The 25832-nt window shown below is 65.9% G+C and carries 25 protein-coding genes and 1 pseudogene; 10 read left to right on the top strand and 16 right to left on the bottom strand.

Translation table 11 applies throughout. The features are described 5' to 3' along the window. Window positions 1–4: 4 nt before the first annotated feature. Window positions 5–346: pseudogene (locus WAO18_RS04905) on the top strand (DUF732 domain-containing protein); the annotation flags it as partial. A gap of 68 nt (window positions 347–414) precedes the next feature. Here the strand turns inward: WAO18_RS04905 and WAO18_RS04900 are convergent. Both WAO18_RS04900 and WAO18_RS04895 read right to left on the bottom strand, forming a co-directional pair. Then, window positions 415–1239, bottom strand: a complete 825-nt coding sequence (locus tag WAO18_RS04900; RefSeq protein ID WP_422204339.1) for an SAM-dependent methyltransferase — start codon at window positions 1237–1239, stop codon at window positions 415–417. Window positions 1240–1249: 10 nt separating this feature from the next. Next, complete coding sequence (locus WAO18_RS04895) at window positions 1250–2107, bottom strand: helix-turn-helix domain-containing protein (protein ID WP_422204377.1); 858 nt, start codon at window positions 2105–2107, stop codon at window positions 1250–1252. A gap of 151 nt (window positions 2108–2258) precedes the next feature. Here WAO18_RS04895 and WAO18_RS04890 point away from each other — a divergent pair, with 151 nt between their 5' ends. The 3 genes from WAO18_RS04890 to mmsB are packed head-to-tail and all read left to right on the top strand — an operon-like array spanning window position 2259 to window position 5854. Then, entirely contained in the window at window positions 2259–3779 is a 1521-nt protein-coding gene (locus WAO18_RS04890; protein ID WP_422204337.1) for a CoA-acylating methylmalonate-semialdehyde dehydrogenase, read from the top strand. 7 nt (window positions 3780–3786) lie between these two features. Beyond that, entirely contained in the window at window positions 3787–4962 is a 1176-nt protein-coding gene (locus tag WAO18_RS04885) for an acyl-CoA dehydrogenase family protein (RefSeq protein WP_422204336.1), read from the top strand. Window positions 4963–4972: 10 nt separating this feature from the next. Beyond that, complete coding sequence (gene mmsB / locus WAO18_RS04880; protein WP_422204334.1) at window positions 4973–5854, top strand: 3-hydroxyisobutyrate dehydrogenase; 882 nt, start codon at window positions 4973–4975, stop codon at window positions 5852–5854. 13 nt (window positions 5855–5867) lie between these two features. Here the strand turns inward: mmsB and WAO18_RS04875 are convergent, their stop codons facing one another. Next, window positions 5868–6326: a haloacid dehalogenase gene (locus tag WAO18_RS04875; RefSeq protein ID WP_422204332.1), complete on the bottom strand. Its 459-nt coding sequence runs from the start codon at window positions 6324–6326 to the stop codon at window positions 5868–5870. A 193-nt stretch (window positions 6327–6519) separates the two neighbouring features. On the opposite strand from WAO18_RS04875, the gene WAO18_RS04870 reads away from it, so the two are divergent. Beyond that, a complete protein-coding gene (locus WAO18_RS04870) occupies window positions 6520–7176 on the top strand; it encodes a response regulator (RefSeq protein WP_422204331.1) in 657 nt (218 codons plus the stop codon). Continuing rightward, window positions 7173–8405, top strand: a complete 1233-nt coding sequence (locus WAO18_RS04865; protein ID WP_422204329.1) for a GAF domain-containing protein — start codon at window positions 7173–7175, stop codon at window positions 8403–8405. The genes WAO18_RS04870 and WAO18_RS04865 overlap by 4 nt, the downstream gene beginning before the upstream one ends. Here WAO18_RS04865 and WAO18_RS04860 read toward each other — a convergent pair. Genes WAO18_RS04860 through WAO18_RS04840 form a run of 5 tightly spaced genes read right to left on the bottom strand, consistent with a single transcriptional unit; the run spans window position 8402 to window position 13414 of the window. Beyond that, window positions 8402–8920, bottom strand: a complete 519-nt coding sequence (locus WAO18_RS04860) for a MarR family winged helix-turn-helix transcriptional regulator (RefSeq protein ID WP_422204327.1) — start codon at window positions 8918–8920, stop codon at window positions 8402–8404. The two genes, WAO18_RS04865 and WAO18_RS04860, sit on opposite strands and share 4 nt — an antisense overlap. A 46-nt stretch (window positions 8921–8966) precedes the next feature. After that, window positions 8967–10010 carry an aminotransferase class I/II-fold pyridoxal phosphate-dependent enzyme gene (locus WAO18_RS04855; RefSeq protein ID WP_422204326.1) on the bottom strand — a complete coding sequence of 348 codons (1044 nt, stop codon included), beginning with the start codon at window positions 10008–10010 and terminating at the stop codon, window positions 8967–8969. Beyond that, window positions 10010–11032 (bottom strand): 3-oxoacyl-ACP synthase III family protein, encoded by a 1023-nt coding sequence (locus tag WAO18_RS04850; RefSeq protein ID WP_422204325.1) that lies wholly within the window; start codon window positions 11030–11032, stop codon window positions 10010–10012. The genes WAO18_RS04855 and WAO18_RS04850 overlap by 1 nt, the downstream gene beginning before the upstream one ends. Then, window positions 11029–11694 carry an SRPBCC family protein gene (locus tag WAO18_RS04845; protein WP_422204323.1) on the bottom strand — a complete coding sequence of 222 codons (666 nt, stop codon included), beginning with the start codon at window positions 11692–11694 and terminating at the stop codon, window positions 11029–11031. Before WAO18_RS04845 ends, WAO18_RS04850 begins: the two co-directional genes overlap by 4 nt. Further along, window positions 11675–13414: a thiamine pyrophosphate-binding protein gene (locus tag WAO18_RS04840; protein WP_422204322.1), complete on the bottom strand. Its 1740-nt coding sequence runs from the start codon at window positions 13412–13414 to the stop codon at window positions 11675–11677. The genes WAO18_RS04845 and WAO18_RS04840 overlap by 20 nt, the downstream gene beginning before the upstream one ends. A 91-nt stretch (window positions 13415–13505) precedes the next feature. Here WAO18_RS04840 and WAO18_RS04835 point away from each other — a divergent pair, with 91 nt between their 5' ends. After that, entirely contained in the window at window positions 13506–14708 is a 1203-nt protein-coding gene (locus WAO18_RS04835; RefSeq protein ID WP_422204321.1) for a flavin-containing monooxygenase, read from the top strand. Next, a complete protein-coding gene (locus WAO18_RS04830) occupies window positions 14666–16006 on the top strand; it encodes an FAD-binding oxidoreductase (RefSeq protein WP_422204319.1) in 1341 nt (446 codons plus the stop codon). Before WAO18_RS04835 ends, WAO18_RS04830 begins: the two co-directional genes overlap by 43 nt. 22 nt (window positions 16007–16028) lie before the next feature. On the opposite strand, the gene WAO18_RS04825 is transcribed toward WAO18_RS04830, so the two are convergent. The 7 genes from WAO18_RS04825 to secY form a co-directional block, all read right to left on the bottom strand. Next, entirely contained in the window at window positions 16029–16772 is a 744-nt protein-coding gene (locus WAO18_RS04825) for an anti-sigma factor family protein (protein WP_422204317.1), read from the bottom strand. Window positions 16773–16842: 70 nt separating this feature from the next. Beyond that, window positions 16843–17376, bottom strand: a complete 534-nt coding sequence (locus tag WAO18_RS04820) for a sigma-70 family RNA polymerase sigma factor (RefSeq protein WP_422204315.1) — start codon at window positions 17374–17376, stop codon at window positions 16843–16845. 76 nt (window positions 17377–17452) lie between these two features. Then, a complete protein-coding gene (locus WAO18_RS04815) occupies window positions 17453–19096 on the bottom strand; it encodes a carotenoid oxygenase family protein (protein ID WP_422204313.1) in 1644 nt (547 codons plus the stop codon). Next, the gene (locus tag WAO18_RS04810) at window positions 19093–19617 is read right to left on the bottom strand and encodes a sigma-70 family RNA polymerase sigma factor (protein ID WP_422204375.1); all 525 of its coding nucleotides are present in this window, start codon (window positions 19615–19617) and stop codon (window positions 19093–19095) included. Before WAO18_RS04810 ends, WAO18_RS04815 begins: the two co-directional genes overlap by 4 nt. Before the next feature lie 64 nt (window positions 19618–19681). Continuing rightward, window positions 19682–20482: a type I methionyl aminopeptidase gene (map, locus tag WAO18_RS04805; RefSeq protein WP_422204311.1), complete on the bottom strand. Its 801-nt coding sequence runs from the start codon at window positions 20480–20482 to the stop codon at window positions 19682–19684. A gap of 2 nt (window positions 20483–20484) precedes the next feature. Then, window positions 20485–21030 (bottom strand): adenylate kinase, encoded by a 546-nt coding sequence (locus tag WAO18_RS04800; RefSeq protein ID WP_422204309.1) that lies wholly within the window; start codon window positions 21028–21030, stop codon window positions 20485–20487. Then, window positions 21027–22352, bottom strand: a complete 1326-nt coding sequence (secY, locus tag WAO18_RS04795) for a preprotein translocase subunit SecY (RefSeq protein WP_422204308.1) — start codon at window positions 22350–22352, stop codon at window positions 21027–21029. Before secY ends, WAO18_RS04800 begins: the two co-directional genes overlap by 4 nt. Window positions 22353–22632: 280 nt before the next feature. Here secY and WAO18_RS04790 point away from each other — a divergent pair, with 280 nt between their 5' ends. Beyond that, window positions 22633–23553: a class I SAM-dependent methyltransferase gene (locus WAO18_RS04790; protein ID WP_422204306.1), complete on the top strand. Its 921-nt coding sequence runs from the start codon at window positions 22633–22635 to the stop codon at window positions 23551–23553. 11 nt (window positions 23554–23564) lie between these two features. Further along, the gene (locus WAO18_RS04785) at window positions 23565–24485 is read left to right on the top strand and encodes a class I SAM-dependent methyltransferase (protein ID WP_422204305.1); all 921 of its coding nucleotides are present in this window, start codon (window positions 23565–23567) and stop codon (window positions 24483–24485) included. Here WAO18_RS04785 and WAO18_RS04780 read toward each other — a convergent pair. After that, complete coding sequence (locus WAO18_RS04780) at window positions 24477–25796, bottom strand: xylulokinase (RefSeq protein WP_422204303.1); 1320 nt, start codon at window positions 25794–25796, stop codon at window positions 24477–24479. The genes WAO18_RS04785 and WAO18_RS04780 overlap by 9 nt on opposite strands. Window positions 25797–25832: the final 36 nt, after the last annotated feature.

Raw genomic sequence — 25832 nt, 5'->3', positions numbered from 1 at the left:
ATCGATGAAACCGCTGTTAGCAATTCTCGGGGTCGCGATGGGGGTAATTTTCGCGGTACCCGCGAATGCCGAACCCGGCGTGGACGACACACCCAATAATGACAACAACGGGTCATTCCTGGCGGACCTGAACAAGGTGGGCATCGGCTACGGCGACCCGGGCCAGGCCATCAGCGCCGGCCAAGCGGTATGCGCGCATATCCACAACGGGATGACCGGTCTGCACCTGATCAAGCATTTGCAGGAGAACAACCCCGCGCTCACCGAAAACGGCGCGGCCCAGTTCGCGACGATCTCGGCGAAGGCGTACTGCCCCAAACAGCTCGACGAATCTTCGGAGCCGGGCGATAAGGAAATTCGGAGCAGCGCCGGGGGACCCGGCGGCGCCCACCCCCACGCTGGCAGCGGTGTCGACTAGGCCTTGACCGCCTCGATGAAGTAGCCGCGCGGCGCGTCGGGCACATCGGCGGGAATCGCCGGGTGCTCCCACCGCTTCCACGCGTTGCCCGGTACGGCCATATCGGTGACGGTTGCGGCCCAGCCGCGGCCCTCGACGAGGGCAGCGGGTGTGTCGCTGCCGAAAACCCATGGTGCACCAAGCTTTTTCATGAACTCCTGAGTCGCCTGCAAGAACGGCGCTTCCAGCAATCTCTTGCCGACGACGTCGTAAAGCAGCACCGAACCGGGCGCAGATAACGCGTCCACGCGTGCGAACAGCCGGTCCACCTCCGGCGCGTCGATGTACTGCAGCAGACCCTCGATCAACCAGACCGTCTGCGCCGACCGGTCGAACCCCTGCGATTCAAGCGCTTTCGGCCAGTCGTCGGCCAGGTCGATGCCGACCGCCACCCGTCGGCAGCGCGGCTGTTCCCCGGCGAGCCGTTCGTCTTTGATCGCGATCACGTGCGGCTGGTCGACCTCGTACACAGTGGTGTCGTCACGCCACGCCAGCCGGTAAGAGCGGGCATCCATACCCGCGGCCAAGATCACCGCCTGCGAAACACCGGCGGCGTGCGCCCGCATCAGCGCCTCGTCGAAAAGCCTTGTCCGAACCACGATCGGCGCCGACGGTTGGCCTGTCTCCGCGCTCGATTCCGCAAGCAATCGCCGGCCGTCGTCGCCGGCCAGCCGTTCGGCGAAGGGGTCGTGGAAAAGCGCGTCGTCGCGCGCGGATTCCTCGGCGCGCATTGCCGCGACGAGTAAACCGGTGGCCGCTACTGCGTGTTTGGTGCTGTCCATCGCGCCATCATCAACGAGCCGCGGCGAGCGGTCTTGGATATTTGTGTCGCATCTGCTGTGCGACGGGGACGTGGCTGGGTAACAGAATCCGCTGCTGCGCGTACTGCGTCGGCGTCATACCGGTGAAAGACCGGAATTCCCGGACAAAGTGGGCCTGGTCGAAGTACCCGACATCGGCAGCGATTCGCGCGCCTGCCGCCGACCCGGTGCCGAGCAGTCGCAGCGCTGATTGGAAGCGGCGAATTCGCGCGTACGCCTTGGGCGACAGGCCAACCTCGGCACGGAACAATGCGATCAGTCGCTTGGTGGACAGGCCAACCAGGTCGCGGATGTCCGCGATCCGGATGGACGGGTTGTGCTCGATCGCGGCGATCGCGGCTGCCACGCCGGGGTGCCGACGTGCCGATGACCATGGTCGCGAGAGCAGGAAATTCTCCAGGATGCTGAATCTGGCGGCCGCGGTCGGCGCGTCGATCAGCTGTTCGTGCAACTCGATGCCGGCCCGCCCCCACACCTGGTCGATACCCACATGGGCATTCTCCAAGTCGCTCAACGGGATTCCGAAGAACGGGAACGCACCGCCGGGCCGGAAATGGACCGCCATCGCGGGCTCGTCAGCCGCCATCTCCGAGACGTAGGAGGCGGTGTGCGATCCGGTGATGAAGGCCGGCGGAACCCTCAGCTTGGTGCGGCCGTCGGCGGCGTAGAAATCCACCTGCTGTCGTTGTCCCACGTCGATGATCAGCGTGACCGCGCCGCGCGGCAGCGCTCGAGTGCGGTAACCGATGTGGGAATGCCAGTGCCCGATGATCTCGGTGTGATCGGCCAGCGCAGACACCGGGCGGTACAGGCGCGGAGCGGCGCGCATGGCGTCCCACTCCCCCGGCCGTTCCGGTCCCATCTGCTCGACCATAGTCCAGCGTGCCATCGCCGACCTGCGTCGCTTGCGAGCATGCCCGGGCAGTTACTAGGATGTCCTAGTAAACCCACCTGCTTCTTTTCTATGTCCGAGGACACCCATGACCACACAGATTCCGCATTTCATCGACGGACGCCGTAGCAATCTCTCGTCGACCCGGACCGCCGACGTGCTCAACCCCAGCACCGGCGAGGTGCAGGCACAGCTGCTACTGGCGTCGGCCGCCGACGTCGACGCCGCAGTCGCTTCGGCCAAGGAGGCGCAAAAAGAGTGGGCGGCGTTCAATCCGCAGCGCCGCGCCCGGGTGATGATGAAGTTCGTCGAACTGGTCAACGCCAACGTCGAGGAACTCGCCGAACTGCTCAGCCTGGAACACGGCAAGACCGTCGCCGATTCCAAGGGCGACATCCAGCGCGGCATCGAGGTCATCGAGTTCTGCATCGGCATCCCGCATCTGCTCAAGGGCGAGTTCACCGAGGGCGCCGGCACGGGCATCGACGTCTATTCCATCCGCCAGCCGCTCGGCGTGGTCGCCGGCATCACGCCGTTCAACTTCCCGGCGATGATCCCGCTGTGGAAAGCAGGCCCCGCGCTGGCATGTGGAAATGCCTTTATTCTCAAGCCTTCTGAGCGCGACCCGTCGGTGCCGCTGCGCCTGGCCGAGTTGTTCCTCGAGGCCGGCCTGCCCGCGGGTGTGTTCCAGGTGGTGCAGGGCGACAAGGAAGCCGTCGACGCCATCCTGCACCACCCCGACGTCCAGGCCGTCGGCTTCGTCGGCAGCTCCGACATCGCGCAGTACATCTACGAGACCGCGGCCGCCAACGGCAAGCGCTCGCAGTGCTTCGGCGGCGCCAAGAATCACATGATCGTGCTGCCCGACGCCGACCTGGACCAGGCCGTCGACGCGCTGATCGGCGCCGGGTACGGCAGCGCCGGTGAGCGGTGCATGGCGATCAGCGTCGCGGTGCCCGTCGGCGAAGAGACGGCAAACCGGTTGCGCAACAGGCTTGTTGAGCGGATCAACCAGCTACGGGTAGGCCACAGCCTCGACCCGAAGGCCGACTACGGCCCGCTTATCACCGAGGCCGCGCTCAAGCGAGTGCGCGACTACATCGGCCAGGGTGTGGAAGCGGGTGCCGACCTGGTGGTCGACGGCCGCGAGCGTGCCACCGACGAATTGACCTTCGATGACGCCAGCCTGGAGAAGGGCTTCTTCATCGGCCCCACACTGTTCGACAATGTCACCACCGACATGTCGATCTATACCGACGAGATCTTCGGACCGGTGCTCTGCATCGTGCGCGCGCATGACTACGAAGAGGCGCTGCGGTTGCCCACCGAACACGAATACGGCAACGGGGTGGCGATTTTCACTCGCGACGGCGACGCCGCCCGCGACTTCGTGTCCCGCGTGCAGGTCGGCATGGTCGGCGTCAACGTGCCGATCCCGGTGCCGGTGGCCTACCACACCTTCGGCGGCTGGAAGCGGTCCGGCTTCGGCGATCTCAACCAGCACGGCCCCGCGTCGATCCAGTTCTACACCAAGGTCAAGACCATTACCGAGCGCTGGCCGTCGGGCATCAAAGACGGCGCCGAATTCAGCATCCCGACGATGAAGTAGCCCGGCGATGCAACTCTTTGATCTGGACGACGACGAACGGGTCATCACCGAGACGGCCGCTGCGTTCGCCGCCAAGAAGCTTGCCCCGTATGCGTTGGAATGGGATGCGGCTCAACACTTCCCGGTCGACGAGCTGCGTGAGGCTGCGGGTCTCGGCATGGCGGCGATCTACTGCCGCGACGACGTGGGCGGCAGCGCGTTGCGCCGCCTCGACGGGGTGCGGATCTTCGAGCAGCTCGCGGCGGCCTGCCCGACGATCTCCGCGTTTCTGTCGATCCACAACATGTGCGCCTGGATGATCGACGCGTTCGGCACCGACGAACAGCGCAAGGACTGGATACCGCGGCTGGCCTCGATGGACGCCATCGCCAGCTACTGTCTGACCGAACCTGGTGCCGGCTCGGATGCCGGCGCGCTCAGCACCAAGGCGGTCAAGCAGAACGGCGACTACGTTCTCGAGGGCGTCAAGCAGTTCATCTCCGGAGCCGGCACCTCGGACGTATACGTGGTGATGGCCAGAACCGGCGGCACGGAAAAGCCCGGCCCACGCGGTATATCGGCGTTCATCGTCGAAAAAGGAACTCCAGGGCTGAGTTTCGGCGCACACGAAGAGAAGATGGGCTGGAACGCGCAACCGACCGCGCAGGTGGTGCTCGACGGAGTACGGGTGCCCGCCGATGCGATGCTCGGCGGCGCCGAGGGCGAGGGCGGCGGCTTCGGCATCGCGATGAACGGCCTCAACGGCGGCCGGATCAACATCGCGGCCTGCTCGCTCGGCGGCGCACAGGCTGCCTACGACAAAGCCGCGACCTATGTCGCACACCGCGAAGCATTCGGGGCTCCCCTGCTCGACGAGCCCACCATCCGATTCACCTTGGCCGACATGGCCACCGCGCTGGAAACGTCCCGACTGATGTTGTGGCGGGCCGCGGCGGCACTGGACAGCGACGCCGACGACAAAGTCGAACTGTGCGCGATGGCCAAACGCTATGTCACCGACGCATGTTTCGACGTCGCAGACACGGCCCTGCAGCTGCACGGTGGCTACGGCTACCTTCGCGAGTACGGTCTGGAGAAGATCGTGCGCGATCTGAGGGTGCACCGCATCCTGGAGGGAACCAACGAAATCATGCGGGTGGTCATCGGCCGAGCCGAAGCCGCCCGGGTGCGCGCCGGCGCCTAGGTAGGGGCAGATGACAGATACTTTCACGGTCGCGTTTTTGGGGCTCGGCCACATGGGCGGTCCCATGTCGAAGAACCTGGTCGACGCCGGCCACACCGTGCGGGGTTTCGACCCGGTTCCCGCCGCGGTCGAGGCCGCGATCGGCAACGGCGTCGAGGTGCTGGACAGTGGCGCGGCGGCCGCCACCGGGGCGGACGTCGTGATCACGATGCTGCCGAACGGCGACCTGGTGAAGCGCTGCTATGCCGACATCCTGCCCGCCGTCGGCGAAGGAACGTTGTTCATCGACAGCTCAACCATTTCCGTCGACGACGCCCGCGAAGTTCATGCGTTGGCGGGCTCACACGGCGCAGCCCAGCTCGACGCGCCGGTGTCCGGCGGCGTCAAGGGCGCGGCTGCCGGCACTCTGGCCTTCATGGTCGGCGGCGAGGCAGACGCCGTAGAGCGGGCCCGCCCAGTGCTGGAACCCATGGCAGGCAAGATCATTCACTGCGGCGACGCCGGCGCCGGGCAGGCAGCGAAGGTCTGCAACAACATGGTGCTGGCCGTCCATCAGATCGCGATCGGCGAAGCGTTTGTGCTGGCCGAAAAGCTCGGGCTGTCAGCACAATCGCTGTTCGACGTCATCACCGGGGCGACCGGAAACTGCTGGGCGGTGCACACTAACTGCCCGGTGCCCGGCCCGGTGCCGACATCCCCGGCTAACAACGACTTCCAACCCGGCTTCGCCACCGCGCTGATGAACAAGGACCTCGGTCTGGCGATGGATGCGGTCCACTCGACCGGATCAGCCGCCCCGTTGGGCAGCCACGCCGCCGACCTCTACGCGAAATTCGCAACAAGCAACGGCGACAAAGACTTCAGCGCGATCATCGAAACGCTACGCGGCTAGGGCACCAGCCCAGCTAGGCAGCCTGACGAATCCACCAGCGCCGGTGCGCCTGCTGACAACTGGCCGCCGACAGCTGGCTGTAGTCGACCAATACTGCCGGCAACCCGGCGGCGGCCGAGGTGCGCAAGCCATCGCCTGAGCCGGCAACCGCCAACGCGGCCCGTGGCGTTATCCCTAGCTCCCACAACGCCAGCCGGTACAGCTCACCCGTGCGAGCAAGGTCTACGGCGGGTTCGGACAAGTCGTCGATGGTCACGATCGTCTCCACGAGGCCATCACCGAGAAGATGCCGAACCTGCCTCTCGACTCGGGCGCGGGGCCGCGCGCTCACCACGCTGACCCAGATACCCGCGACGAACAGGCTCATCACCGCATCGATCAAGTCGGTGGTGGGACCGTCGTGTTCGACGTCGGGAAACGCCGAGTCGGCGTCGAAGATCACCGCACGCAGTACATCGGCTTCCGTCCGCATTGCCCGGTCCCACCAGAAACTCCGGGCTGGACGAGTCTGACCCTTGGCTCGCACGCCCACAGGGTGCCCCGAACCGTCGGTGTCCAGCCTCCCCCATAAGGGGGATTCCGGAGGCCAACCGCGCGCCGACGATGCGGGCCGCCAATCGGCCCGAGGAGGAGGCACGCCATCAAAACCTGCATACTGTGGTGCCATGGCGGGCCCGGTACGACTTGTCCTCGTCGATGACCACGAGATGGTCATCGAGGGACTCAAGGCGATGCTGGCCGCGTTCAAGGACCAGGTGCAGGTGGTGGGACAGGCCGTCGGCGTCGATCGCGCACTCGAGGTCGTCGGCGAACTGCAGCCCGATGTGGTGTTGTGCGACGTGCGCATGCAGGGCTCCAGCGGACTGGACCTGTGCAAGTTGCTGCGCGAGCGCGACGCGGACCGCAAAGTCGTGATGCTGTCGGTCTACGACGACGAGCAGTACCTGTATCAGGCACTGCGGGTGGGCGCGCGCGGGTATCTGCTGAAGAGCATCAACAGCGACGAGCTGGTGCGCCAGCTGGAATTGGCGCACCGCGGCGACACCGTCATCGACCCGGGAATGGCGGCGCGCGCAGCCGATACCGCGGCCCGAATGCAGCGTGACGAATTCTGGCCGGGCGCCCGGCAGGGGCTGACCCAGCGCGAGAGCGAAATCCTGTCGTGCATGGTCAATGGGCTGTCCAACCGTGGGATCGCCAACAAGCTGGTGATCGGCGAGGAGACGGTCAAAAGCCATCTGCGCGCGATCTACCGCAAGCTCGGGGTGAACGACCGCACGGGTGCGGTGGCCACCGCGTTGCGCGAGGGCATCTACCAATGACCACGACACCGGAGAGCGGCGGCCGCGGCTCCAACGCCGTACACGATCTGGTCGACACCGATCGGGAATTGGCCCTGCTGCGAGAACTCATCCAGGCTGCCTCGACCGGGCCGGGTGTCGAACCGTTGGCCGCCGCCGCGGCGCGGATGATCACCGCAGCCACCGGTGCCGACGTGTGTTTCGTGCACGTGCTCGACGACACCGACCGCTCGCTCACCCTCGCCGGTGCCACGCCGCCGTTCGACGGCCAGGTCGGAAAGATCCGACTGCCGTTGGGATCCGGCATTTCCGGCTGGGTGGCCAAGCACCGCGAGCCCGTCGTCATCACCCACGACAAAGAATCCGACCCGCGTTATCTGCCGATCCAGTCGCTGCGCGGACGCGACTTCACCTCGATGGTGTCCATGCCGATGGAGACCGATCCGGGCGGCCTGGTCGGCGTGCTCAACGTGCACACGGTCGCCCGCCGCGAATTCACCGATGGCGACGTCGAACTCCTCCGTGTCATCGGCCGGCTGATCGCCGGGGCGATGCACCAGGCCCGCTTGCACCGGCAGCTGGTGGTCAGGGAGCGCGCCCACGAGTTGTTCGTCGAGCAGGTCATCGAGGCCCAGGAGATCGAACGCCGGCGCGTCGCAGGCGATATCCACGACGGCATCTCGCAACGCCTGATCACGCTGTCCTACCGGCTCGACGCGGCAGCGCGCGCCGTCGGCGACGATCCCACCGAAGCCTCCAGCCAACTCGCCGAGGCCCGGGAATTGGTCGGCCTGACCTTGGGCGAAGCCCGCGCGGCGATCAGCGGACTGCGCCCACCGGTCCTCGACGATCTGGGTCTGGCGGGCGGACTGGCCAGCCTCGCCCGGTCGATTCCGGACTTGGACATGGAACTCGAGTTGGCCGATGTGCGGTTGCCCGAGCACATCGAGATCGCGCTGTACCGGATCGCCCAGGAAGGACTACAAAACATCGTCAAGCACGCCAACGCTTCGGTGGCACGGCTGCGCTTCGCGCTGGACGACGATACCGCCCGACTCGAAATCGTAGACAACGGAATAGGTTTCGACACCTTCGAAAATCCGCTAGGTGGCGACGAGATGGGGGGCTACGGCGTGCTGTCGATGGCCGAGCGCGCCGAGCTGGTCGGCGGACGGCTGAACATTCGATCTCGGCCCGGCTCCGGGACGGCCGTGACCGCGACGATCCCGGTGCCCTCGCTGATCGACTAGAAGTCGCCGGCGTTCTGCCGCAAGGTCTCGATCGACGACACCAGCGCCTGCGACTCACCGTCGGACATCCCGATATCGCAGAACACCTGCTCGTTGAGCATCACGGTGGCGTCCTCGACGGTCGAGCGGCCCAGGTCGGTGATCTGCACCAGCGTTGTTCGCCCGTCGGTAGGGTGCGGCACACGTTGCACCAGTTTGTTGGCCTCCAGTCGGCGGATGGCGTGGGTGACGCTGGTGACGTGCACCTGCAGCCGGTCGGAGGCCTTGGTGATCGGCAGCGCACCCTTACGACTGAACGCCAGCAAGCGCAGCAGCTCGAACCGCGAGAAGCTGAGATCGTAAGGCCGCAAGGCAGTTTCGACCCGGGCAAGCAGAATCTGATGCGCCCGCATCACCGAGGTGACCGCGACCATTCCCTCGGCGACGTCGCCCCACCCGGCTCGCTCCCAGTTTGCCCGCGCGACAGCGATCGGATCGCGGTTGTCGGGTTTGGCGCGGTCATTGGATGGGGCCACGCCCTTTCATACCGCACATCGTGTGCCGATGCGGGAGTTGCAGGCGCTACGCCAGCGACTTTTCCACGGCGGACAGCACCGCCATCGTCGACGACAGGTCGCCCACGGTGACCCGCGCGCCGCCGTCCGGGTAGCAGCGGACCTGCAGGCCGGCCTCGGTGAAGACCTCGCTCCAGGGCCGCCGTGCCTTCGGCAGGTAGACGAAGTTGGCGTGCGAGTCCGTGGTGTAGACACCCCTGGCCATCAGGCGTAGTCGCAAATGGTCGCGCTCGGCGGCAATCCGGCGAATGCGCTGCGCGAGCTGGGCTTCGGCGTCGAACGAAGCCGCGACCGCTGCCACGCTGAAGTTGCTCATGCCGAACGGCAACTGCATGGTCCATAGTCTGGCGGCCAACTCGGGTGCGGCGAATCCGTAGCCGATGCGCAGCCCGGCAAGTCCGTAGGCTTTGGAGAAGGTGCGCAGCACAACGACATTCGGGAAGCGCCGGACCAGCGCCGGCCCGTCGATCCGGTACCGGGCGGCGACGAACTCGATGTAGGCCTCGTCGAGCAACACGACAGTGTCACTGGGGATCTGCTGCAGCAGCCATTCGACCGACCAGATCGCCTCCAATGTTCCGGTCGGATTGTGCGGTCGGCACAACACCAGCACGCGCGCGTCCGCCGCCGCCTCGGCCATTGCCGGCAGATCCTGGCAGCCGTACTGGTCGAGCGGGACGGTGACCGGCGTGAGCCGGGCCATCTGCGCGAAAATCGGGTAACCGTCGAAAGTCGGTGTGCTGAACACGATCCGGTCACCGGGTTGGGTGACCGCATGCAGCACCTGCATCGCCACCCCGGAGGCCCCGGTACCGAGCACCACCTGTTCGTCGTCGATCCCGACCCGGTCACCGATCATTCGTCGTAGCTGTCCGGGCAGGAACTCCGGATAACGATTGGCGACGTCCAGGCAGTGGACCAGCGCCGAACGCACCGCCGGCAGGGGCGGAAATGGGCTTTCGTTGAGCGACAACGCAAATGGATCCACCGCTTGCGGGAGCGAAGACAGGATCTCGGCGGTCACCGAGGTCCCCAGCGCGGGCTCGGCCATCAGTTACGCCCTCCCCAGCGCACCGCTGCCGCACCGGCGAAGTCACCGGCGTGCGCGAAAGCGGCCATCATGATCACGTCGCCGGCGTCGAGCCGGCCCTCGGAGATTGCTCGATCCAGGTTGATCGGGATACCGGCGCCGAACAGGTTGCCGCACTCCTCAAACGTGTTGCAATGACGTTCCGCAGGCACCTCGAGAGCCTCCCGCCAGTTGCGCAGGAACACCCGATTTGGCTGATTGGTGACGAGCAGGTCAATGTCTTTGGAATTCAATCCGATTCGGTCGCAGACTGCCAGCGCCACCTCGGGCACCTGCCGATTGCCGCGAGCCAGCACCTTGGCGATCTTGGTCTCGGTGAACCCGATGCAAGCCTCACCCGGGCCGGGCTGCCACCACTTGCGCGGCTGGTCCATCGCAATCGTCATGTCGCCGGCGTACTCGCCATAGGTACGGCATTCGACGTCAAGGATGGGTGACTGGTCGGACAGCGTTACCAACCCGACCGCGGCGCCGTCGCCGGGAATTGCCGACTGCGCTTTGCGACGCACCCTGGGCTGGTCGAAGACCTGCCCAGCCGCGTTCTGCGCGACCGCGATCAGCGCGGTCTGCCCCTGGCCTGATGTCAGCAGTTGACGGGCTATCTTGAGCGCCAGCACGAACGCTGCGCATCCGCCGTTGTGTAGGTCCAGCACCCAGGACGGGCGCATGCCCAATCGGTGAGCGATACCACCGCCCGCGCCGTAGAAAGGCACATCCGGCACCTGGGTATGGGTGATCAAAACGTCGACGTTTTCGATGACGTCGCGGCCGTGCCGGTCGATCAGTCCTTGCGTTGCGCGCTCGACCATGTCGACCGCGGTCTCGTCGGGCCCCACGTGATGACGGAACTTGGGCGCGCGAAACATGACGTTGTCATGCAGCTCGTCGGAGCCGGCGAACTGCGCGTAATAGTCCGCGCCGATCGGCTCGCCGGGCAGATAGCTGGAGACGTCGAGGAGGCTGACGTCGGTTCCGGTGGTCATTTCATCCACGCCGGGGTGATCGGCAGCCCGTGACGGTGACGGTACTCGGCGATGCACTTGAGGTTGTTCAGCTCAAGCGTGTGACCGGGACCGAACAGATCCCAGAAGTCGCCGACCCAGCCGCTACGCTCCGCCGGGGCGACCTCGGGGTAGGGATTGTTGTCATAGAACGGGTGGCGGCAATTCGTCCACAGCACAACCGAACCCGGCTTGTCCAGCACCACCTTGGCGTCGAGGACACGCATCAGGTAGATCATCCACAGGTGCCTGCCCTGATCCCACGCGCAGTGATAATCGATAGTGCGTGCTTGCGGGTTGGCAACGGTACGGGTGTAGATCGTGGTCTCCGGCAACAGCCGGTCGTAGGCCAACCAGAGGCCCGGTTCATCGGACGGGGTGAAGCCGCGCAGGGTGTAGGTCCACTCCTCCAGGCTTCGGGTGTCAGACAGGTACTCGAACAGCTCGTCGGGCGGGCAGTCGACGTAATCGTTGACGGTGCAGTACTGCCCGAACACCTCACTGTGCGGATACGACGAGCGCATCTGGGTGAAGAAGGTCACCGCGGTCTCTTCCAGCGGCGTGGTCTCGATGCGGACTACGCCGTCGATCGGTTCCGCGGTGCCGTGGTGGGCGGTGATATCGTCAAGCGCTGGCAGCGACATGGGCGTGTTCCTCCTGTGCGGGTGAAATATGTTGATTGACAGAGTGATTGGTTGATGGAGCATTCAGGAAAGGTGCGAACGGTGGAATTTCGTCGGCGGCGCATTCCACGCTGATCACCGACGGACCGTCAACGTTCAGCGAGGCGCGCACCGCGGAGGCCAATCCCATCGTGTCGCTGACGTCGATCGACGACAGCTTGGGGAACATCGCGGCCAGGCCGGCCCCGAGGTGGCTCGGCGAAAATCGGTTGTAGCTATAGAAGTCGTTGTAGTAGAGCTGCTCTCGGGTCACGCACATGGCGTGGGCGTTGTTGTTGAGCAACACGAAGGTGACCGGAAGCCGGTAATGCACCGCGGTGTGCACCTCCATGCCGTGCATGAAGAAAGCGCCGTCCCCAGCGATCACCACCACTCGACGGCTCGAGCCTCGAGCCTTCCTGCGAGCGAACGCCATGCCAATGCCGGCGCCGAAACTGTAGCCCATACCGCCCATGCCCAGGGCCACGGCGAACCGTCCCTTTCGCCGCACCGGCAGGTAGTGAACGGCCGCTGCGCCGGTATTGCCGGCATCGACCACGATGTCGACCCCGGCGGGCAGAAGCTGATCCAGCTCTGCCATCGCTTCGCGATAGCGCACGCCCGGACCGTCGCAAGCCGGCGGGGTGAGCTCGGTGCGCGCGATCACGTCGGGCACCCGAATTCCGGTCAGCCTCGGCGTGGAGACGAGCGCGTCCGTCAGCATCCGCAGTGACGCCCGCAGATCTTCGGTGTGGACATGGGTGCAGGCGAGGTAGGGCGGCGCCGATCCGATCGAGATCGTCGGCACGGCGGCCAGCGCATCGTCGAGGCCGGCCCGCGCGGTCACCGACAATCTAGTGCCCACGACCAGACACAGCCCGCTTTCGGCCACCGCCTCGGGCACGCCCGGGTGCCCCATCACACCGGTGACACCGAGCGCCGACGACGAGCCGAAGCCCGGTGTTCCCGCGACGTCCTTGGCATCGGGCACGCACGCGACTCGTGCACGCAGCACCGCCCGAAGCTCGGCCAGTTCGGTACGCGCGTCGTCGCGGGCCACTTGTTCGCCGGCGATGATCGTGACCGGGCCGGTCACCCGCCGCAGAGCACGCAAGATCGGCTGCGGATTGCCGATGGAACGTTGCCGACAGAGATCCAGGGAAGCTCCGTGACTGATAGTCGATTGCTGAATGTCTTTGGGCAGCAACAGCACTGCCGGGCCACCCGTTTGCGCCGCGGCGATGGCCGCCGGCAACGCCGAGATAATGTCTGCTGCGTTGGTGATCCGCCTGCAGAACACCGATGTCTGCGAGAACAGCGCCTCGGCGTTCAGTGAGCCGTTGCGACCACTGGTGTCCTGGAAGCTACCCATACCGTCCATTCCGGTCGCCGGTTGGCCAACCAGCGCCAGTACCGGTATCCGGCTGGTGAACGACTCACCCAGGGCAGGAATAAGATTCAGCGCTCCGCCGCCAGAGGTCGCAGCGACCACTCCCAGCCCGGCGCCGCTGCGGCTGTAGCCATCGGCCATCGTCGCGGCGGAGAACTCGTGCTTGGCCAACACGGCGGTGATTTCGGGACGGAAATAGGCTGCGTCGTAAAGGTCCTCGATGTTGGCACCGTCGACGCCGAAGATGTATTCGACTCCGGTTTTGGCGAGATGCCCGACGATGTGGTCGACCACCCGGTGCTTGCTTGACATACCAGGGACACGACACGCAGGCCGATCGGGTTCAACACGATTTTCCGTTGAACCAGATGCCGTCCTCACACGTGTTACCCAAGTGCACCTCGTGTTCAGTGACCGCCGGAGCAGACATGACGTCGTTATAGTCGGTGCCGGCCCTGCCGGTCTGGCCGTCGCCCGCCAGCTCGAACACCGCCATCAGATTTCAGCGCTGGTCGTCGAGAAGGCCACCGCGCCCGCGGTGTCGTGGCGCAACCGCTACGACAACTTCCGGCTGAACACCAACGGTTATCTGTCGCACTTACCCGGACAACGCATCCCCCTCAGCGCGGGCCGTTGGCCGACCAAGGACGACATGGTCGGATACTTCGACCGCTACGTCCGGCAGCAGAACATCAAGCTGGCACTGGACTGCGAAGTCAACCGCATCGACCGCGCCGGCGAAGACTGGCGGGTGCGAACCTCGCAGGGCGAGATCCGAACCCCAGCTGTCGTGCTGGCCACCGGCCGTTACCGCACTCCGGGCATCCCGCCGTGGCCCGGGCTGGACCAATTCACCGGCGAGCTGGTGCATTCCATCGACTTCCGCAATGCGTGGCCGTTCCGCGGCCGTGACGTCCTCGTGGTGGGCGCGGGCAATTCGGCTGCAGACATCGCAGTGCAGCTGTCCGAAAACGGCGCCGGCAAGGTCTGGCTGGCGGTACGCACACCGCCACATCTGGTGCGCCGCGCCATCGGTCCCATCCCGTCGGACGTCTTCCTCGAGTTGTTCGCCCGGGTTCCGGCACGCATCGTCGATCCGGTGATCGCGCGACTCAACCGTCTGTTGCTTGGCGATGTGGGGGCCTACGGCTTCGGTCGTCCGCCACTCGGACTGAAGGCGACCGTGGAACAGCGAGGCCGAATTCCCACGCTGGCCGACGAGCTCGTCAGCGTGGTGCGGGAGCGCCGGATCGAGGTCGTGGCGGCGGTCGCAGCACTCGAGCCCCGGCGGGTGATCCTGGCTGACGGCACCGGCATCGCACCCGACGTGATCATTGCCGCCACCGGTTTTGCCCCCGATCTGGATGGTCTGGTCGGCCATCTCGGTGTTCTCGACGACCACGGAGACCCGCACGGCGGCTTCGCCTCGGACCTGGGCGACGGAATGTTCGCAATCGGTTACGGCATTCCGCCCAACGGCCCGTTGCGGGCGATCCGGTTGGCGGCCACGCCGTTAGCCGGTCAGATCGCGGACTATCTGGCGGCCACGACAAAGGGGGGTCAATGGCGCTACTCACCGCAAAGCGGTTCTTCCACCGCGGTGTAGACGGCTACGAGGCAGCGCGCCGCGCGGCGGTGTGGAATAGCATTGTCCCGCAGCGCTTTCCCGATGTGATCGTGCAGGCGTGCGACGCCGACGACGTCGTCTCCGCGGTCCGCTACGCCCGGGCCCAAGGCCATCACATCGGGGTCCGTTCGGGCGGACACAGTTGGAACGCAAGCCATCTGCGCGACGGCGGCATGCTGCTCGACGTGAGCCGCCTCGATCACTGCCGAGTCGACACTGACGCCATGATCGCGCACGTCGGGCCGGGAGTGGTCGCCAGCACCTTCGCCACCGACCTCGACGCGCAGGGCTTGTTCTTTCCCTCCGGTCACTGCGAGGGCATTCGCCTCGGCGGATATCTGCTGCAGGGTGGATACGGCTGGAACAGCAAGGTCGTCGGCCCGGCGTGCGAGAGCGTGCTCGGGCTGGAGGTCGTCACCGCCGACGGCGACACGCTCTACTGCGACCCACATCATCACCCCGACCTGTACTGGGCTGCCCGCGGCAGCGGACCCGGATTCTTCGGCGTCGTCACGTCATTCACGCTGCGACTGCACCGTCGCCCGGCCGTGCTGGGCACGTGTCTGTACCTGTACCCGGTCGAGGTCGCCGACGAGGTGTTCAGCTGGGGGCGCTCGATCAGCGCCGAGATCGACGATCGGGTTGAACTGCAAATCCTCACCTCGCGCAACGCACCGGAACTCGGGCCCGATGAACCCACAATCGCCATCGCCTCACCCGTGTTCGCCGATTCCGACGACGAGGCCGCAAAAGCGCTCGCGATCCTGGGCACATGCCCGGTGATCGACCGGGCGACGGCCAACCTCCCATACATGCCGACGACCCTGTCCAACTGGTATGCAGCGGTGATGGCGAAATACCCTGAGGGCCATCGGTATAGCGTCGACAATATGTTCACCTCGGCCTCGGCCGACGAACTGCTGCCCGGCATCCGCACGATCATCGAGACCTTGCCGCCGCACCCGTCGCACTTCGTCTTCGCCGGCTGGAGGCCGTCCGCGGATCGCACCGAGATGGTCTACGGCGTGGAAGACGAAATCTACCTAGGGCTGTATACCGCCTGGCATGATGCAGCTGACGACGCACGCTACGGCGACTGGGCCCAGTCCAACATGGCCGCGATGTCGCACCTGGCAACCGGCATCTCGCTGGCCGACGAAAATCTCGCCCGCCGTTCCGCGACGTTCATCACCGAGCCGAACATGGCCCGCCTGGATCAGGTACGCGCCGCCTACGACCCGGATAGCGTATTTCACGCCTGGATGGCAAGCAGTTAAACCTCGCGCGCTACAAGACATTTCACAGCGAGCGCTGCAGCAGCACCTGTCCGTTGTCGGCGGAAACGATTTGCACCGCGGCGATCTGGTCGACGGGCGTCGAGGTGCTGCCGGCCGGGTTCGCTGTGTGACCCGGGTCGGCGACCCAGGTGGCCAGCTGAGTGTGGCTGCCGTCGCGATTCACCACCACCATCGCCAGTCTGTCGTGGTGGGCATACACCGGGGCCAGACAGACGCAGTTGAGGTCGATGTAGGTGCCCCAGTGCTGGGTCTTGAGCGACACCGTCGATGCCAACGCGGTCGTGCCGATCTGGGCCATCGGTAGCGCGGCCACGCTGCCCTGAGGGGGGGTCGACGTCGGGTGGCTTCCCATGACGCCGACGAACAGGCCGATCGCCAGCAGCACAGCCGCAGCGGCCCCTGACGTCCACGTCACCATGCGTACCCGGTGCCGGCGTCGGCGCACCTCGGACAGCAATGACGGCAGCAGGTTGGGCGCTCCGACCGGCTCCGCGGTGCGACCGTCGGCGTCTATCCCGGCCACCGTGCCGCCGTCGAGCTTCGACAGCAGCGCCGGAATGCCAGTGAGCTCGCTCACCAACTGGTTGCACGGCGGGCAGACGGTCAGATGCTCCTCGAATTCTCGCCGATCGGCGGGTGACAGCGACCCCAGCACGTAGGCGGCATCCCACGTCGCGTATTCGTGGCTCTCACCAGTGGGTATGTCGCTGTCACTGGGCGGGCCGAAACCTCGGATCACCCTCATCGTGTCACCTCAATTGCCGCCATAAACAGGGATTCGTAGCCGATTGCCGCCCGGATGGCCCGAGAAACCGTCATCGGGTCACCCCCATCTCCTGCAAAGTCAGCCGGAGGGCCCGCACGGCGTAGTGTAGCCGCGATTTGACGGTCCCCTCGGCGATGTCCAGGTCGGCGGCGATCTGGGCCGTGGACCAGCCCCGGTAGTAGGACCGCTCGACCACGGCTCGATGGTCAACCGACATCTGCGCCATCGCATCCGCGATTAGCATCCGGTCCAGCGCCGAGTCGACCTGGTCAGGAGTGGATTGCTCGGGCGCACCCGAATCATCCAGTGAGCCAACGATATTGCGGAATTTCGGGCTGCGGCGTTCGTCGATGATCATGTTGCGGGCGACGGTGAACAGCCAAGCCCGCGCCGAACGCTCGGCGTCGCCGATCACTTCGGGATGCTGCCATGCCCGCAAAAGGGTCTCCTGAACCACGTCTTCGGCCCGACTGGCGTCACCGGTCAACCGCAACGCGTAGCGCCACAACGGCGCAGCGTGCTCGTCGTAAAGGGCCTTCATCAACGCGGCTTCGCCATCGGCGGCGCCGGTGGATCGACTCACTCGATCACCTCCTGATATGTGATACGAGTGGCGGTCCTTTCCAGTTCATCGTGACGCTTCTGCCAGGTGATGTCGCTCAGTCGGGGATCCAGTTGCCGTGGAAGCCGTGCGGCACTCGGCGCGGCATCCGGATCCGGGCCACCGGCTCGCCCTCGAAGTCCGAAGCATCGATGACGACGAGATCGCTGCTGTCCGTTGCCGGGTTATAGACGTACGTCAAATACCAACCCGCGAGCTCGTCCGGCTGACCGACCGCGGGCGCGAATACCGCCTCACCGGGCGCACCGGGTCGGCTTGCCGCGCCGAAGCGATGCTCAACCGCGGTGTCACGGTGCAGGTCATAGCGGATCAGCGCACCGTTGCCGACGGCCACCGAGTAACGCGCGGACCTGCCGGAGACCCGGTCGTCGATACGCGGGAACTCCACCCCGCGGTCATCTAGCCGGCTCTCCTCGACCGCGCCGGTGGCTAGGTTGATCGTCCACCGCCACAATGTCGCGTCGGTCCCGAATTCACTACTATCGCGCCACATTTCGTCATACCGGAGCACTTCCATCACGATCGCATTGCTGCCCGGCGATGTGACGTCGTAGGAGTTGGCGACGTGGAAGACGAAGCACGGGTCGATGTCGAACCACCGCAGCCGCCCGTAGGGGTCGTCGCGGCGCAGCACACCGAGGCGGGCCTGGTGCTGGTCGTCCCAGCGGTACGGCAAATCTCTTTCGAAGGATCCGGTGAGCGCAACGCTCAGGTTGAACAGCAGCGGTAAGTCCAGGAAGACAACATGTTCGGCAGTCAGCGCGAAGTCGTGCATCAACGTCAGCGCGGGAACATCGATGGGGCGATTGATCGTCAACCGGCCGTCGGCATCGGCGCGGTGATAGCTGACATGCGGTTCGAAAATGTTGCCGGAGCTGAAGAAATGCAATTCACCGGTGTCGGGGCAGATCTTCGGATGCGCTGTCATCGAGTCGGTCAGCATCCCGCCGAAGTCGTAAGCGCCCAACGTTTTCAGGTCGTTGCTGATTTCGTAGGGGAGCGAAAACTCCATCAAAGCCAGCGTCTTGCCGGCGTGCCGAACGACATGCGTATTGGCGATGCTGGAGTGCAGATTTCGGCTGCCGTCGCCGTTGTAGAGCGGTGCGGGATTCTCGAAACTTTCGGTGCGCACCCAACGGTTGCGGTACCAGGCGGCGCGACCGTTCTCCAACCGAATGCCGTGGACCATTCCGTCTCCGACGCACCAATGGCCCTCGCCCGCACGCGGATTGGGTCCGTTACGCAGGTACCAGCCGTTCAATTCGGTGGGAATGTGGCCTTCGACCGGCAGGTCGAATTCCGTCAACTCGTCGTGGACCGGGGCGTAGTTGCCGGTGCGGAAGACAGGAAAAACCGTCTCCGCCGCCACGGTGGTCGAGGTCAACAGCGCCGGCTGCAGCTCAACCCGATTCGCGGCCAGGCGTTGGTCGGCCTTCGCCAGCAGCGACGGCAACAGGTCGGGGCATGGTGGCAACACGGCGCGCTCCTCGTCGAGCAGCGACAACATCGGCGGGATGGCCTCCAACTCGGCCACGGCCTGCCGGCAGGAGTTGCAGGCGGTCATGTGCATCTCGAATTCGCGCCGGTCGGTATCCGACAGCGCGTCCAGCACATAGGCGGCATCCCACATCGCATATTCGTGGTCGCCCTGCGGTACGTTTCCGTTCCGCGATTCCGTCATTGCGTCACACCCATCTCCGCCAGTGCTTGGCGAAGTCCCCGCAGCGCGTAGTGCATGCGCGACTTCACCGTGCCCTCGGCGACCCCCAGATCGGCGGCGATCTGGGCCGTGGTCCAGCCCTTGTAGTAGGACCGGACAACCACCGCCCGGTGGTCCGGGGACAGTTGCGCCATCGCATCGCCGACCAATGCTCGGTTCAGCACCCCAGTCGACTCGTCGACACCTGCCGGTTCCGGCGGTCCCGAGCCGTCCGCCGGAATCACCTCATGGCGAAACCGGGCGCTGCGTCGGTCGTCGATGACCATGTTTCTGGCAACGGTGAAAAGCCAAGCTCGCGGGGACTGCCCGTTTTCCAGGACGTGCGGGTGTTGCCACGCCCGCAGCAAGGTCTCCTGCACCACGTCTTCGGCATGGGCATGATCACCCGTCAACCGCCATGCATAGCGCCACAAAGCAGCGGCATGTTGGTCATGCAGCCGCTTCAGAGCGATCGCATCCGCGCCGGTGCCCGGTATGTCCATCACCAGCCTTTCGGTGATGACACGGTCTAAGTGTCCGTTCGGTTCACTCCGTCGCCGGAAGAAGTTAACCGAGGGTCAAAATGCGCGGTCCGTCTTCGGTGGCAGCGACGGTGTGCTCCCAGTGTGCGGCACGGGAGCCGTCGGCGGTAGTGACCGTCCACTCGTCGTCGAGCACCACGGTCTTTCGGGTTCCCAGGGTCAGCATCGGCTCGATCGCCAGCACCGATCCTGGAGCCAGCATCGGGCCCCGGCCAGGTGATCCTTCGTTGGGCAAAAACGGGTCCATGTGCATCTGTCGGCCGATCCCGTGGCCGCCGTAGCCCTCGACGATGCCGAACCTGCGCCCGTAGCGGGCTTCGGCGTCGTGGGTGGCCGTTTCGATGGCGTGCGATACATCGGTCAGACGTTTGCCGGGGATCATCGCCGCGATCCCGGCCTCCATGGACTCTTTGGTCGCCTGCGAGAGCAGTTCGTCGGCGGGGATGAGTTGGCCGACACCGAATGTGATCGCGGCGTCGCCGTGCCAGCCGTCCAGGATCGCCCCGCAATCGACGGAGACCAGGTCGCCGGCGGCGAGTTGCTCGCCGGCCGATGGGATGCCGTGCACGACACGGTCGTTGACCGAGGAGCAAATGGACGCCGGGTAGCCGTGGTAGCCGAGGAACGACGGCGTTGCGCCGGCGTCGCGGATCACCGACTCGGCGATCTGGTCGAGGTCGTGCGTGGTGGCTCCGGGAACAGCGGCCTCGCGCGCCGCCCGCAAGGCCGCGGCGACCACCGCACCGGCCGCGGCCATCGCGTCGAGTTCGGCGGCGCTGCGCTGCGGCACCACCTTGCGACTACGCAGGCCGGCCAGGCCGATCACCGTTACCTCCCGAGAGCCTGCAGCGCACGGGCGAACACCTCGTCGACCGAGCCGACGGCGTCGACGGTTTTCAGCTCGCTGCGGTAGTACTCGATCAGCGGCGCCGTTTCGTCGCGGTATACGTTCATCCGGTTGTGGATCACCTCGTCGGTGTCGTCGGCGCGGCCACGCGAGCTGAGCCGTTCAAACAAGACGTCTTCGGGCACCCGGAACTCCAGCACCGCATCGAGGCTGGTTCCCCGGCGCTCGAGCATGTCGTGCAGCGCCTTGGCCTGCTCCACCGAGCGTGGGTAACCGTCCAGGATGAAACCGTGGTCGGCGTCCGATTTGCTCAGCCGGGCATCGACGAGTTCGTTGGTCAATTCGGACGGCACCAGATCGCCGGCATCCAAGTAGCGCTTGGCTTCCAGCCCCAGCTTGGTGCCATTGCCGATGTTCTCCCGGAACAGGTCGCCGGTGGACAGGTGCGGTACTTCGAGTTTCTCGGCCAACTTGACGGCCTGCGTGCCTTTGCCCGCTCCGGGCGGCCCCAGCAACACAACTCTCACTTCAGGAACCCTTCGTAATTGCGTTGCATCAGCTGACTCTCGATCTGCTTGACCGTGTCCAACCCGACACCAATCATGATCAAAACCGCGGTACCGCCGAACGGCAAGTTCTGCACGGTCCCGGTGCTACCGATCTTCAAGAAGAGGTTGGGCAGCACCGCGATGACGCCTAGATAGATCGAGCCCGGCAGCGTGATCCTGCTCAGCACGTAGCGCAGGTAATCGGCGGTCGGTTTGCCGGGCCGGATGCCGGGAATGAAGCCACCGAATTTCTTCATCTCGTCGGCCCGCTCGTCGGGGTTGAACGTGATCGAGACGTAGAAATACGTGAAGAAGATGATCAGCGCGAAATAGACACCGATGTAGACCGGGCTCGCCGGGTTCGACAAATAGTTGCCGACGAACTTGTCCCACCAGCTGTTGCCCATGCCGCCGCTGCCGCTGCGAATCAACTGGGTGATCAGGTGCGGAATGTAGATCAGGGACGACGCGAAGATCACCGGGATAACGCCGGCCTGGTTCACTTTCAGCGGCAGATAGGTCGAGCTTCCGCCGTACATCCGCCGGCCCACCATGCGCTTGGCGTACTGCACCGGGATGCGGCGCTGGCCCTGCTCGACGAACACCACACCGACGACGATGATCAGCGCGGCCACCAGGACCGTGGTGAGCACGACGCCGCCACGGCTGTCCAGGATGGTCTTGCCTTCGCCCGGGATCCGGGCGGCGATACCCGCGAAAATCAGCATCGACATGCCGTTACCGATGCCGCGCTCGGTGACCAGCTCACCCATCCACATCACCAGCGCGGCCCCCGCGGTCATCACCAGCACGATGACGACCAGGGAGAAGATGCTCTGGTTGGCGATGATGTCCAGGCTGCAGCCCTGTAGCAGCCCGCCGTTGGCCGCCAGTGCCACGATGCTGGTGGCCTGCAAGATAGCCAGCGCGATCGCCAGATAGCGCGTGTACTGGGTCATCTTGGCCTGGCCGGACTGGCCTTCTTTACGCAGCTCCTCGAACCGCGGAATGACCACGGTGAGCAGCTGCACGATGATGCTCGCGGTGATGTACGGCATCACGCCGACGGCGAACACGGTCAGCTGCAGCAGCGCGCCACCGGAGAACAGGTTGATCAGCGAATAGATCTGCGCCGAGTCCCCGCCGCTGATCTGCGCCAAGCACTTCTGCACGTTGGGGTAGTTCACACCGGGTGACGGCACCGTCGCGCCCAGGCGGTACAGCACCACAATGCCCAGCGTGAACAGGATCTTCCGTCTCAGGTCGACTGTTCGCAGCGATGAGATGAAAGCCGAAAGCACTCTTCCTCCTGCGCAGCCGGTCACTGGTCGCGGCATGCCTACTGGCTGGTGTATCCAGCACTGAACTGTCCTGCATGGTCCTGGGTCGCGCGCCGAGCACATGCAGGCAGGACGTGCCCGGGCGCGCGTCAGACAGTCTACGAGACTAACAGCGCACTGACCGCCGCCGGTCCGTCGCGCAACATAGTCGGCGCATAGCTACCAGGCGTAAGGTTTCATTGGCTCTTTACCTTGGCTAAATATCAAAGGACTACAGCTGGGTAGTAAAGGAAGGGTGAATATGGCGCGCAGCGACTTCGACAGTTGGGATCTGGCATCGAGCGTCGGCGCCACCGCGACGATGGTCGCGGCGGCCCGGGCGCTGGCCACCGAGGACACCGACCCGATCATCAACGATCCGTTCGCCGCTCCCCTGGTCCGGGCGGTGGGCATCGAGTTCTTCACCCGAGTGGTCGACGGGGAGATCGACCCGGCCCTTGACGAAGATGCCGGCGGCAACGGTAGCACCGAACTGCAGACGGAAACCGACTCGATTGCGGTGCGCACCCGGTTCTTCGACGAGTTCTTCGCCAACGCGGCCGCGGCGGGCATCAGCCAGGCGGTAATCCTGGCTGCCGGACTGGATTCCAGGGCCTACCGGCTGAACTGGCCGGCTGACAGTGTCGTCTACGAAGTCGATCAGCCCCAAGTTGTGGTGTTCAAGACCGAGACCATGGCGCGACTGGGCGCCGAACCGCTGGCGCAGCGCCGCACGGTCAGCATCGACCTGCGCGAGGATTGGCCGACAGCGTTGCGTGACAGCGGTTTTGACGACAGCAAGCCGTCAGCCTGGAGCGCCGAGGGGCTGCTGATGTATCTGCCGCCGGAAGCGCAGGACCGACTCTTCGACCACATCACCGCGCTCAGCGCTCCCGGCAGCCAGATCGCCACCGAATACCACCCGGACACCGGCCCGACGATGGCCGAGCGCGGCCAGGCGATGAGCGACCGATGGGCCAATATCGGCTGTGACGTCGACTTGTCGGGGCTGTTCTACGAGGGCGAGCGCAACAACGTCGCGGACTATCTCACCGACCGCGGCTGGGACGTGGCCGCCCGCAGTCGCCGCGAGCTCTTCGCCGAATACGGTCGGGTCTTGCCCGGCGACGACGCACTGGCCGCGTTCCGAAACATCGTCTCCGTGATCGCAACCCGCCGATAGGAGGACAGGACATGACCGCAAGCGACACCGGACGACACGACGGCGACAGCTGGGATCTGGCGTCCAGCGTCGGTGCCACCGCGACCGCGGTGGCCGCTCGACGCGCGATGGCGTCCAAAGGCCCCAATCCCCTGATCGACGATCCCTTCGCCGAGCCGCTGGTCACCGCCGTCGGCGTGGAGGCCTTCATCAAGATGATGAACGGCGAGATCGACCTCGCCGACGACGATCCGGCCTTCACCTCCCAGCGGCTGGCCGAGGGAATGGCGGTCCGAACCCGCTTCTTCGACAACTTCTTCACCGACGCCGCCAAAGTCGGTGTGCGCCAGGCTGTCATCCTGGCGGCCGGGCTCGACACCCGCGCATACCGGTTGTCGTGGCCGGCGGGAACGGTCGTCTATGAGGTCGACCAGCCGCAAGTCATCGAATTCAAGACTCGGACACTGGCCGACCTGGGCGCGGCTCCCAGCGCCGACCGCAAGGCGGTGGCCGTCGATCTGCGCGACGACTGGGTAGGGGCGTTGCGCGACATCGGGTTCAACGACCAGCGACCGACGGCGTGGATCGCCGAAGGCCTGTTGGGTTATCTACCGCCGGATGCGCAGGACAGATTGTTCGACACCATCACCACGCTCAGCTTCAGTGGCAGCAGAATAGGCACCGGCTACGTCCCGGACATTCGCGATCGAATCGCCAAGCGGGGCAAAGAGATCAGCGAGCGGTGGCGCCGACTCGGGCTGAACGTCAACTGGGCCGATCTGGTGTACGACGGCGAACGCAACGACGCGGTGGAATACCTGGCCGACCGCGGTTGGCAGACGACCGTGCACACCACCCCGGAGTTATACGCCGCCAACGGTTTTGAATTCCCGGAAGCACCCTCGATGGTCGCGTTCGGGGACATCAGATACGTCTCGGCCGAGCTACCGTAGCGCCAGCTCGAGGAAGCGGCGGTAGCGCTCTGCTGCTGGCTCTACCCAGGCCGGCTGGGGCTCAACCACCCGCTCGACGGCGGCCCAGCGGGCGGCGTCGGTGATTGTCGACTCCGCACCCACAGCCATCCGGGCGAGGAAAGCCGCCCCCAGCGCCGCGCCCTCGGCCACCCCCGACACCTGCACGGGCCGGCCGGTGGCATCGGCGATCGCCTGCATCCAGGGCTGCACTCGCGTACCACCACCGGCAGCCACGATCCGCGACACGTTCGATCCGCTCAGCTCGATGATCTGCCGGACGACGAAGCCGGACGCCTCGTACGCGGCCCGTCGCAGCGCTGCCGCATCGTGGCTGAGGTCCAGGCCGTCGAGCACGCCACGGCGGTCGGGGTCATGGAAGGGCGTGCGCTCGCCGCGCAGATAAGGCGACCACACCGGCACCCGTCGCGGGTCCGCCGCCGCGGGGTCGCCCGGTCCCAGGACGCGATCGACCCATCCGAGAAACAGCCCGCCGGCGTTGCTCGCCCCACCGATCTGGCTCTTGCCGGTCATCGTCGGGATGGTCCACAGGCCCGGCACCTGCCGCGCCTGCGCGACGGTCACCCAGACGATCAGCGTGGTGCCGCACAGCACCAGCACGTCGCCGTCGTCGTCGGCGCCGGCCACCATCTGCTCGCACAGCGCATCGATCGCCCCGACCGCCAGCACCGCGCCGCCGGCCCGGCCGACCGCAGCGCCCGGGGCTTCCACCCGCGGCATCCGGTCGGCCGTCGCGCCGCGCTGCGCACACTCCTGCGCGCTCCAATCGGAGCCGTCGAACAGCGGTGACGCCGTGTAGGCGGTGGGAAAATCGACGACCGCCTCGCCCGCCAGCGCGTAGTTGGCCACCGCCGGAGCCGGCCAGTACCCTGCCGCGTCTGGCGCTTGCGCGGCCGTCCAGCGCAGGAATTCGGCCGCCTCTCCCACCGGGAACGGGCCGTCGGTTGCGGCGCCGGGGACCCGCCCGCGGCTGTCGCCGTACAGCAGCCCCGGCGTGATCGGATGGCCGCCGGCGTCCACAGCGGTCAGCGACGGAACCATCGCGGCAACGGCGACCGCCCGCGCGTCCGGCCGGCCCAGTTGGTCCAGCGCCGTCAGCGGGCCCTGCCGCCACGCCTCGTCGGCGTTGTGCTCCAGCCGATCCGGCGCAGGCACCCGCAACTCGTGCGGAATCCTGGCCCGCGCGACCACCCGGCCATCCTCATCGGCGGCGACCGCTTTGACGGCGGTGGTGCCGATGTCGATGCCGATTGTGACCTCTTTGCGTGACACGGGCGTCACCGTACGCCAGCATTGGCACTCGTGACC

Origin of the sequence: Mycobacterium sp., assembly GCF_049278535.1 — a bacterium.
GTDB lineage: Bacteria > Actinomycetota > Actinomycetes > Mycobacteriales > Mycobacteriaceae > Mycobacterium.
The sequence above is the reverse complement of the archived record's forward strand: the minus strand, read 5'-3'. Positions and strand labels throughout refer to the sequence as shown.